The sequence below is a fragment of the Pseudomonas sp. RA_15y_Pfl1_P11 genome (assembly GCF_963970975.1).
Lineage (GTDB): Bacteria > Pseudomonadota > Gammaproteobacteria > Pseudomonadales > Pseudomonadaceae > Aquipseudomonas > Aquipseudomonas tritici.
This window is the reverse complement of record NZ_CAXAOY010000006.1, coordinates 290,362-300,229: the sequence shown is the minus strand read 5'-3', so window position 1 is coordinate 300,229 and position 9,868 is coordinate 290,362. Positions and strand designations below refer to the sequence as shown.

The 9,868-nt window shown below is 60.6% G+C and carries 9 protein-coding genes; 1 reads left to right on the top strand and 8 read right to left on the bottom strand.

The window, feature by feature from the left end; genetic code table 11:
- Nucleotides 1-5: 5 nt before the first annotated feature.
- The 8 genes from glgA to AACY44_RS10500 form a co-directional block, all read right to left on the bottom strand.
- A complete protein-coding gene (gene glgA, locus AACY44_RS10535) occupies nt 6-1,559 on the bottom strand; it encodes a glycogen synthase GlgA (protein WP_339416060.1) in 1,554 nt (517 codons plus the stop codon).
- Nucleotides 1,560-2,070: 511 nt separating this feature from the next.
- The gene (locus AACY44_RS10530; protein ID WP_339427548.1) at nt 2,071-3,024 is read right to left on the bottom strand and encodes a D-2-hydroxyacid dehydrogenase family protein; all 954 of its coding nucleotides are present in this window, start codon (nt 3,022-3,024) and stop codon (nt 2,071-2,073) included.
- A gap of 26 nt (nt 3,025-3,050) precedes the next feature.
- A complete protein-coding gene (locus tag AACY44_RS10525; protein ID WP_339436406.1) occupies nt 3,051-4,052 on the bottom strand; it encodes an alpha/beta fold hydrolase in 1,002 nt (333 codons plus the stop codon).
- A gap of 45 nt (nt 4,053-4,097) precedes the next feature.
- Nucleotides 4,098-4,541 (bottom strand): YqaA family protein, encoded by a 444-nt coding sequence (locus tag AACY44_RS10520; protein WP_339530228.1) that lies wholly within the window; start codon nt 4,539-4,541, stop codon nt 4,098-4,100.
- On the bottom strand, nt 4,538-4,984 hold the full coding sequence (locus AACY44_RS10515) for a DUF411 domain-containing protein (protein ID WP_339416064.1): 447 nt from the start codon (nt 4,982-4,984) through the stop codon (nt 4,538-4,540). Before AACY44_RS10515 ends, AACY44_RS10520 begins: the two co-directional genes overlap by 4 nt.
- Before the next feature lie 112 nt (nt 4,985-5,096).
- Nucleotides 5,097-5,555 carry an SRPBCC family protein gene (locus AACY44_RS10510; protein WP_339416065.1) on the bottom strand — a complete coding sequence of 153 codons (459 nt, stop codon included), beginning with the start codon at nt 5,553-5,555 and terminating at the stop codon, nt 5,097-5,099.
- Nucleotides 5,556-5,637: 82 nt separating this feature from the next.
- Entirely contained in the window at nt 5,638-7,632 is a 1,995-nt protein-coding gene (locus AACY44_RS10505; RefSeq protein WP_339416067.1) for a methyl-accepting chemotaxis protein, read from the bottom strand.
- A gap of 134 nt (nt 7,633-7,766) precedes the next feature.
- Nucleotides 7,767-8,762, bottom strand: coding sequence for an aldo/keto reductase (locus AACY44_RS10500; RefSeq protein WP_339416068.1), 996 nt, complete (start codon nt 8,760-8,762; stop codon nt 7,767-7,769).
- 118 nt (nt 8,763-8,880) lie between these two features.
- Between AACY44_RS10500 and AACY44_RS10495 the strand changes: the two genes are divergently transcribed.
- On the top strand, nt 8,881-9,792 hold the full coding sequence (locus AACY44_RS10495; RefSeq protein WP_339530225.1) for a LysR family transcriptional regulator: 912 nt from the start codon (nt 8,881-8,883) through the stop codon (nt 9,790-9,792).
- The last annotated feature ends 76 nt before the right edge of the window (nt 9,793-9,868 follow it).

Here is a 9,868-nt window from a genome sequence, read left to right as displayed (position 1 = left end):
TTCGATTATTTAGCGGATTTCCCCAGTGCCTTAGCCACCAGTTGTTCGTAGAGCTCGGCGTAGGGTTCCACCGCCTGGCTCCAGTTGAATGGCTGCGTCATTGCCCGGCTGCGCATGGCGTTGAGCAGGCCTGGGAAGGCAAACACCTTGAACGCGCGGTTCAAGGCTTCTTTGTAGCTGTCGACGGTGGATTCATTGAACAGGAACCCGGTCACGCCATTTTCGATGGTGTCGGCCAAGCCACCGGTGTTACGGGCGACGGGCAGCGAACCGAAGCGCTGGGCATACATTTGGCTGAGACCGCAGGGCTCGTAGCGCGACGGCATCAACAGGAAATCGCTGCCGGCGAACATGCGTCGGGCATCCGTCTCGTTGAAACCGATGCGCACGCCGATTTGGCCAGGGAAGCGCAGCGCCAGTTCACGCATGGCATTCTCTTCTTCCGGCTCGCCGCGACCGATGATCGCGATCTGCCCACCTTGCTCGACGATAAAGCTGGCAACGGCCTCGGTGAGGTCGAGGCCTTTCTGGAACACCAGGCGCGACACGACGGCGAACAGCGGGCCGGTCGATTCATTCAAACCGAACAGGTTGCGCACTTGAGCGGCGTTGATTGCCTTGCCTTCCCAGTCGCCGATATTGAAGTTGTGCGTCAGGTGCGGATCAGTGGAGGTTTCCCAACTGTCTTCGATCCCGTTGGGAATGCCGCTGAGCAGACCTTGCTGGGTCTTGCTGGCCAAAAAGCCATCAAGGCCGCAGCCGAATTCCGGGGTGGTGATTTCCCGGGCGTAGGTCGCGCTCACAGTGGTGATATGGCTGGAATACGCCATGCCGGCCTTGAGGAACGACATCTTGCCGTAGAACTCCATGCCTTCCTGTTGCAAGGCGTGGGGGGGAATACCCAACTCTGGCGTGGAGGCCAAGCTGATCACGCCCTGGTAGGCCAGGTTGTGGATGGTGAACAGCGTCGGGGTGCGTGACCCACGCCAGTGCATATAGGCCGGCGCCAGGCCAGCGGGCCAGTCGTGGGCGTGCACCAGGTCCGGGCACCAGTGAATCTGCGCCAGGTTGGCGGCCATGTCAGCGGCGGCCAGGCCCAGGCGGGCGAAGCGAATATGGTTGTCCGGCCAGTCACGGCCGTTGTTGGCGCCGTAGGGCGTGCCTTCCCGTTCGTAAAGCTCGGGGCAGATCAAAACATAGACGACCAGACCGTCCTTGAGGTCCATGCGCCCGATCTTGCACGGCGGCAACGCGGCGTGCCCACCCAGCTCACCAATGATGTGGATCGGGTTATCGCTTTCCATCACCTGCGGGTAACCGGGGATCAGCACCCGGACATCGTGCAGATGGGCCATGGCGCGGGGCAGCGCCGCAGACACATCACCCAGGCCGCCGGTTTTGACAAGGTCGGCAAATTCGGACGTGACGAACAGCACCTTTTTACGATTTGGATTGTGGCTAGGGACGGGCCGCGCCGTGTTGAGGTCGACTAAAGAGGTCGACCCGCCAACTGGCTGACTAACACGCTCTCCCTGAATACTTGCAGCGGCACTGTTCATAGTTATCTCCAAGTGTTGGTCGGCTAATGGCACGCTGCCACTAGCTTCGATGACCGCATCCTGCGGCCAAGCGCATAAGTGCATGACAAAACTGGCAAAGCGTATGCCAGTTGCACGGTTAGCTTAAAAAGATTGGATAGACGGCATCTGGTATGAACCGCTTTTGCGCGCCTTACCCTCAACCTGACCTACGGCTGAGTTGGAAAGTTTCGATTATTTTCGCGGGGTTTTTGTTTTGAAACGGACCCATCGGTCATCAGTCTAGGACAGATCCTAGCGTCTGTAGGGTTTATACGAGAATTTTGTAGGACAAAATACTTGTAACGATATGCTTTGCGCGAAGGGAGGGGGTTGTAGTGAGCGGGCTTGTCCTGCGCTGGAGTGCGCAGCGCTCCTAATCTAGTTTGCGCGGTGCTGCAGTGAAACCCCAGTGTGACGGTTTTGGGGCCGCTTCGCGCCCCAGCGCGGGGCAAGACCGCTCACTGCAAGAGGGTTGCCCTTGAATGGTGCGTTAGCCCAGCACGCGAATGGGCAGACCGTTTGTCCAAGCGTGGATATCTTCGATCATCTGAGAATAGAACTGCCGGTAATTCTGCTGGCTTACATACCCCACGTGTGGCGTGGCCAGCACATTTGCCAAACGGCGGAACGGGTGCTCCACCGGCAACGGTTCCTCGGCGTATACATCCAGCGCCGCCCCCGCCAGGCGCCCGGTTTCCAGTGCATGCACCAGCGCTTGCTCATCCACAATCGGCCCACGTGCGGTATTGACCAAGTGGGCAGTGGGCTTCATCCAACCCAGCGCCTCGGCATCCACTAAACCACGACTGCGGTCGCTGAGTACCAGGTGCACCGTGAGGACGTCGGCCTGCTCAAACAGCTCTCTCTTGCTGACCCACGTAACGCCGGACTGTGCAGCACGCTCAGGCGTAAGGTTTTCGCTCCAGGCAATCACGCGCATGCCGAACACCTGGGCGAACTGCGCGACCTTCTGGCCAATGCTACCGAGCCCGAGAATGCCCAGGGTCTTGCCATACAGGTCGCCGCCGAGGCCAACCTGCCAGTGGCCAGCACGCAACGAATTGGCTTCGGCCACCACGTTACGGGTGGAGGCCATGATCAACGCCCAGGTCAGTTCCGGCGCCGCGTGTTTATAGCTGTCGGTGCCGCATACCGTGATGCCCAGGGCCTTGGCAGCACGAATGTCGATCGCCGCGTTGCGCATGCCGCCGGTCACCAGCAATTTGAGCGCAGGCAGGCCTTGCAGCAGGGCTTTGTCGAAGGTCGAGCGTTCGCGCATCACGCAAATCACCTCAAAGCCCTTCAAACGCTCGATCATGGTGGCAGTATCTGCCGGGTAATCGTGCAGAAAGTGCACATTGCCCACGGCCTGCAGGACCGACCAATCCACCACGCCACTGGCCACATTCTGCCAATCATCAATGACTGCGATCTGTACCGACATTCACGAGCACCTCGAAAAAGGTAGGATTAAAGCGCGTTCAGACCCTGCAACAGGGCTTTGTGAAACTGGGCCGGTTCCTCCATCTGCGGTGCATGCCCCAAGCCTGGGAATTCCACCAGGGTTGCATGGGGGATCAACTTGGCGACTTGCTTGCCCAGCACCGCATAGTTGCCGAGCTTGGCCTTGACCGCTGGCGGTGCGACGTCTTTGCCAAGGGCGGTGTTGTCGGACGTGCCGATCAGCAGCAGCGTGGGCATTTGCAGGTTCTTGAACTCGTAGTACACCGGCTGGGTGAAGATCATGTCGTAAATCAACGCCGAATTCCACGCGACCAGCGTATGCCCCGGGCCGTTGCTCAGGCCGGCGTACATGTCCACCCAGCGCTCGTACTCCGGCTTCCAGCGCCCGACGTAATAGGTGGTGAGTTGGTAGTTGCGAATGCCTTCGGCGCTGACTTTCAGCTCGCGCTCATACCATTGGTCGACGGTGAGGGAAGGCACGCCCAAGGCCTTCCAATCTTCCAGGCCAATCGGATTGACTAGCCCAAGTTGTTCGGTCTGCGCGGGGTACATCAGTGCATAGCGCGTGGCAAGCATGCCGCCGGTGGAGTGACCGATGAGGGTGGCTTTTTGAATCCCGAGCTTTTCCAGCAACTGGTGGGTGTTGGTTGCCAGCTGCTGGAAGCTGTATTGATAGTGATCGGGCTTGCTGGCGCTACAGAAGCCGATCTGGTCCGGCGCGATCACCCGGTAACCGGCGTCGCTCAGGGCTTTGATCGAGCCTTCCCATGTGGCGCCGCAGAAATTCTTGCCGTGCATCAGCACCACGCTGCGGCCGTTGGCCTGCCCTTTGGCGGGCACGTCCATATAGCCCATTTGCAAGGCCTTGCCCTGGGATTCAAATTCGAAATGCTGAAGCGGGTAGGGGTATTCGAAGCCTTGCAGCTCGGGGCCGTAGGTAGCGGCGAACGCCGGGGCGGTACTGGCCGCGAGCAGGCCGGCGATGCAAAAAGTACGGGGCAGAGGCATTGGCGGGGCTCCGAAAAAGGGTGCTCGGATGCTGTTGCGAGGGGATTAAGTGGGGATTAACACCCACTGTAAGGTGATTGCCGCGAGCACGCCATAACGCACGCTTTTGGCCAGGGTCACCAGCAGCAGGAATCGCCACAGAGGCTCACGCATCACCCCGGCGACCAACGTCAGCGGGTCGCCAATGATCGGCACCCAACTGAGCAACAGGGTCCAATGCCCCCATCGCGCGTAATGTTGACGGGCTTTGTCCAACTGCCTGTCGCTGACCGGAAACCAGCGCCGTTCCTTAAAGTGCTCAACCCAGCTTCCGAGCCACCAGTTAACCACCGACCCCAGCACGTTGCCCAACGTGGCAGCCCCCAGCAACAGCCCTAGGCTGTAATGCCCGCTGAGCAGCAGGCCGACCATCACGGCTTCCGATTGCAGTGGCAGTAAGGTCGCGGCGCCAAACGCCGCGAAGAATAATCCCAGGTAGCCCGCGATCATTGCGCCGGGTATTCAGCCACCACGACATCTTTACCCTCACGGGTCAGCCCGATGACTTGATAGGCCTCGCTGCGGCCTCCCACTTCCATGCCCGGTGAGCCCATGGGCATACCCGGTGCAGCAATGCCCAGCAGGTCGTTGCGTTTGCGCAGGGCCAGCACTTGATCGGCGTGCACATGGCCTTCAACGAATTTGCCGTCGATCACGGCGGTATGGCACGAGCCCAGGCGCGGTGCCACGCCCAGGCGTTGTTTGACGGCGCTCATATCGGCTTCCACGTGGTCGTTGACCTTGAAACCGTTACTTTCCAGATGGGTGATCCACTTTTTGCAGCAGCCGCAGTTGGCGTCACGGTGCACGTCGATGGGAATCAGGTCGGCGGCCTGGGCGAGGGTGGTGGTGAACAGGGCAGACAGCAGGGCCAAGCGTAATGTGCTTTTCATAGAGGAGACTCGCGTGCAGGCGTTAGGCTTTGGGATGGCGGCGATCATGACGACGTCATTGCAAGCAGGCCAGCTTCCACAGCTCTGCAGGCAGGGCGGGAATGTTTCAAAATTATACGACGGGGGGATTTTCCATCCGAAGCTTGAGCTGGCCGAGGGCAATCGCCGAGAGTTCGATCATGCGTTCACGCAACGTGGTCAGCTGCAATTCGGTTTCATACGTCAATACACGCTTGAACAGCGTGCCGCCTTGATGGGGCAGCAGGAAATAGTGGATGGAGCCATCAACCGCCAGGGAGGTGAACACCGTCTTGAATTCGCCGGGGCGCCGGGCGATCTGTACGCGGTAACTCATCGGCACACGCACACCCAGCAAGTCGATGAACTCGGTGAAACGTGCGCCGGCGGGCAGTGAGCCGGTGGTGCCAGTGTCGGCGCTGAGGGAGGTGGGGTGCCATTCGTGCCAGCGATCCGGTTGGGTCACATAGTCGTAAACGGCTTCGATGGGAGCCTGGATAAAGCGTTCCTGACTGATCCGCTCCAAGCGGAACGACTGCTCGGCTGCGCGCATGGCACACCTCCTGTGTGGCGTCTTCGAGCTGTCAGAATAGTCCCACTCCCGCGCTTTGGCACGGGAGTGTTTCAGCCATTTATCACCGCACTTTGAAGCGACTCATCAACGCAATCACCCGGCCATTCGCATCCAGCAGGCTCTGGGTATTGGTTTCAGTGGCGTGGCCGCTCTCTACCAGCTCTTCGACCATTTGTCGGATCTGCACCATGCTGCGGTTGATCTCCTCGGTCACTGCGCTTTGCTGCTCGGCGGCCGTGGCGATCTGGGTGCTGAGGTTGTTGATATGGCTGACGGAACCTGCCATTTCGTCCAGGCCGGTGTTCACCCGCGCCGTGGCATCCGCCGCCGACTGACAGCTGGCCTGGGTGTTTTCCATGGCGGCTACCGAGGAACTGACGCCCGCGGTCAGGCGGGTGAGCATTTCGTTGATCTGCGAGGTGCTGGCCTGAGTGCGTGCGGCGAGGGCGCGGACTTCATCGGCGACCACCGCAAAACCACGGCCTTGTTCCCCGGCCCGCGCCGCTTCAATCGCGGCGTTGAGGGCGAGCAGGTTGGTCTGGCCGGCAATTGCACCGATCACGCCGAGGGTTTCGGTGATGCGTGCGGCGTCCTGGCGCATGTTTTCCACGCTGTGGGTGGCGCTGGAGACTTCGCCGATCAAGGCGCTGACGCTGTTGGAGGCCTCACCCACAACCACACGGGAACGGTCAGCGTGCTCATTGGCGCGCTGGGTGAACGCAGCGGTTTCGGCGGCGTTTTGCGCGACGGTGTCGGCGGTGGAGCTCATTTCGGTGATGGCGGTTACCGTCTGGTCGGTTTCCGAGGCGTGCCGCACCAGAATCTGGTTGGTGTGCGCCGAGGTCCGCTGCAGTTGCTCAAGGCTCGACGACATGGCGCCGGTGGCTTGGGTGACTTCGCCGATCATGTTCTGCAAGTAGACAATAAAGTGGTTCACCGAGTGACCAATGGCACCCAGTTCGTCTTCGGCGCGGATGGTGATGCGCCGCGTCAGGTCGGCATCGCCGGCGGACAGTGCGTCGATATTGGTTTTCAGCGACTTCATGCGCTGCACCAGTTGGCGGATCGCATACACCGCGAGCAGCACCAGCAGCAATACCATGGGGATTTGCAGCAGGGCCAGGGTGCCGAGTACGTCATCGCGCTGAGCGGTAATCAGCGAGGTGGGCAGGGCGGTGGCAAGGAACCACGGCGTGCCGGCGATCGGGCGCATATAAAAGGTGCTGGCCACGCCCTGGTTGTCGAACTCGCTGCGTTGTAGCGCCTGGTCGCGCTGGGCCAGGGCCTTGCTGACCTGGGCGGCGAACGCCGAGGAGCCGCTGAGTTCGCTGATGTTTTTCAACACCACGGGGCTGCTGATGCGCGTGCTGTTGCTGATGATCTTGCCGTCGCCTTCGACGATCAGCATTTGCCCGCCGATGTCTTTTTCTTTGCTGGCCACCAGGTCGTTGAAGAAACCCAGGGTCACGTCGATGGTGGCGACGCCATACGGCACGCCGTCGCGCTGGATCGCCATGGCGCAGTTGGTACGCGGCTCCTGGCTGGCGTCATCCTTGTAGGCGGCGGCCCAGGCGCATTGGCCGCGCGGCGAGGCCAGGCCACCTTTGTACCAGCTCTGGTCGTAGTAGTTAGGTGCGGGGTCGCTGTTCCAGAACGTATTCACCGCCAGCTTGCCCGAGGCATCGCGGTGCCAGAACGTGCTGTGCTTGTTGCGTCCAGGCGTGCGTTGATTGGGTAACGGCCAGATCCCGCCGCCGAAGACTTTCAGCTCGCCGTATTGGTCGACCAGGCCTGGGAGGACTTTGTCGATGGCATCGCTGTCGAGCAAAGGGATGGTCTGAGTGATGGTGCGTTGCTGGGACTGAACCTTGTTCAGCTCGCCCTGGATTTGCTCGGCGACCTCAGCGATGCGGTTGAGCACCACCTGTTCTTCGGTGTGACGCAGCGTAGGCGCGACCAACTGGCCGATTCCCACCACGGTCAATACAAATAAGACCAGGACGAACAGCACCAGGAACAGGGTATAGCGGGCTTGGATGGAGCGCAGTGTGGGCATGAGGTCGTCCTTACGAAGCGTTTATTGTCGACGCGGCTTTATTAGAGCTTCGTAGGGCTATCGGCTTGGACATGAGGAGCTTTAGGTGCCCTCGTGCAAGAAAAAAAGAGCGCCTTTTGAGGGCGCTCCTTTGATCAGATATTCAGCATGGCCATTACCGCCTCGGGGTAGCGCAAGCCGGCGGGTGCCTCGGAGGGGAAGATCGCCTCCAGTGCCGCCAATTCTGCCTGGCTGAGGTTGATCGAAACGGCCGCCGCATTTTCTTCCAGGTACTTGCGCTGCTTGGTGCCGGGAATCGGAATGAGGTAATCGCCCTGCGCCAGCACCCAGGCCAGCGCAAGTTGCCCGGCGCTGACACCTTTATCGGCTGCCAGCGCCTGCACTTGCTGCACCAGTTGCAGGTTCTTGACGAAGTTTTCGCCTTGGAAGCGCGGGTTGAAGCGACGATAATCATCGACGCCAACGTCATCCGGACTCTTCAGTGCGCCCGTGAGGAAGCCACGGCCGAGCGGGCTATAAGGCACAAATGCGATACCCAGGCGCTGGCAGGTGGCGAGGCAACCGTTGTATTCCTGGTCGCGGCTCCACAACGAGTACTCGCTTTGCAGGGCACTGATCGGATGCACGTTGTGAGCGCGTTCCAGGGTGGCGGCGCAGGCTTCGCTCAGGCCCAAGTAACGCACCTTGCCTTGTTGCACGAGCTCGGCCATCGCGCCGATGGTTTCTTCGATGGCGACCTCCGGGTCGATACGGTGCTGGTAGTACAGGTCCAGGGTTTCTACACCCAGGCGCTGCAGTGTGCCGTTGATGGCTTCGCGGATGTACTCGGGGCGGCCATTGACGCCGCGCAACGCGGGGTTGGCCGGGTCGCGAAGGATGCCGAACTTGCTGGCCAGGAACACCTGCTCGCGCTTGCCAGCGATGGCTTTGCCGATCAGTTGTTCATTGGTGTGCGGGCCGTACATGTCAGCTGTGTCCAGGAAATTGATGCCCAGCTCCAACGCGCGATGCAGGGTGGCGGTGGCTTCCCGAGTGTCGTTGCCAGGCGTGTAGAAATCGCTCATGCCCATACAGCCGAGGCCGATGGCGGAGACGAGTGGGCCGTTTGTACCTAGAGGACGGGTGTGCATGGGGTCAGCTCCTTGATGGGGAAGGACTCCATTGTCACGCTCGACAAAAACTGGATAAACCGGCTAAAAGTGCTATCACTGTTCGTATTATCTAAATAATCCAATGGGGAGCCTGCACTTGGACCGTTTTAACGCGATGCGCGTGTTCACACGGATCGTCGAACTGCGCGGCTTTGCCAAGGCGGCCGACAGCCTGCAATTGCCACGCGCTTCGGTGACCATCCTGATCAAGCAATTGGAAGCACACCTGGGCGTGCAACTGTTGCAACGCACCACGCGTCAAGTCAGCCCTACATTGGATGGCGCCGCGTATTACCAGCGCTGCGTACAACTGCTGACAGACCTGGAAGAAACCGAAGCGGTGTTTTCCACCCAGCGCCACAACCCGCGCGGCACCCTGAGCGTGGATATGCCGTCGGGCATTGGCCGCTTGATCGTGATCCCCGCATTGCCGTCATTCACTGCGCGCTACCCGCAGATCGAACTGGAGATCCGCCTTAACGACCGCCCGGTGGACCTGATCCGCGAGGGCGTGGATTGCGTGCTGCGCGGCGGCCTGGCCCTGGACGAATCGCTGGTGGCGCGGTCTTTGGCGATGATGGATCAACTCACCCTGGCGAGTCCGGAGTACCTGGCGCGCAGAGGGGTTCCCACCTCATTCGAAGACCTGGTCGATCACCAGATGGTCGAGTACGTCTCCAGCGCCAGCGGCAAACGGTTCGGCCTGGAGTTTGAGGTGGGCGGCGAATTACAGACGGTCAACCTGCCCAAAGGGTTGGCGGTGAACAGTTCCGACGGCTACTTTGCCGCATGCGAAGCCGGGTTCGGCCTGATACAGGCGCCGAATTATCACGCAATGCGCCAATTGGCCGAAGGCACGCTGGTGAAGGTGCTACCAAGGTTGGCGGTGCCGAAGATGGCCCTGACGGCTCTGTATCCGCCGCATCGCCAGCTGTCCCAGCGCGTGCGCGTCTTCGTGGATTGGTTGGTTGAACTATGCGCCCAACCTGGCACCGGGTTGCAACGCTAGGCGTGCGCCTTGCGATAAGCGCCGGGTGGGGTATTAAATCCTCGCCGCCCCGGCGTGAGTCCGCGCAGTGTGAGCA

Coding starts and splice junctions, on each gene's coding strand:
- glgA (WP_339416060.1), bottom strand. CDS start 1,559: ATGAACAGTGCCGCTGCAAGTATTCAGGGAGAGCGTGTTAGTCAGCCA.
- AACY44_RS10530 (WP_339427548.1), bottom strand. CDS start 3,024: ATGTCGGTACAGATCGCAGTCATTGATGATTGGCAGAATGTGGCCAGT.
- AACY44_RS10525 (WP_339436406.1), bottom strand. CDS start 4,052: ATGCCTCTGCCCCGTACTTTTTGCATCGCCGGCCTGCTCGCGGCCAGT.
- AACY44_RS10520 (WP_339530228.1), bottom strand. CDS start 4,541: ATGATCGCGGGCTACCTGGGATTATTCTTCGCGGCGTTTGGCGCCGCG.
- AACY44_RS10515 (WP_339416064.1), bottom strand. CDS start 4,984: ATGAAAAGCACATTACGCTTGGCCCTGCTGTCTGCCCTGTTCACCACC.
- AACY44_RS10510 (WP_339416065.1), bottom strand. CDS start 5,555: ATGCGCGCAGCCGAGCAGTCGTTCCGCTTGGAGCGGATCAGTCAGGAA.
- AACY44_RS10505 (WP_339416067.1), bottom strand. CDS start 7,632: ATGCCCACACTGCGCTCCATCCAAGCCCGCTATACCCTGTTCCTGGTG.
- AACY44_RS10500 (WP_339416068.1), bottom strand. CDS start 8,762: ATGCACACCCGTCCTCTAGGTACAAACGGCCCACTCGTCTCCGCCATC.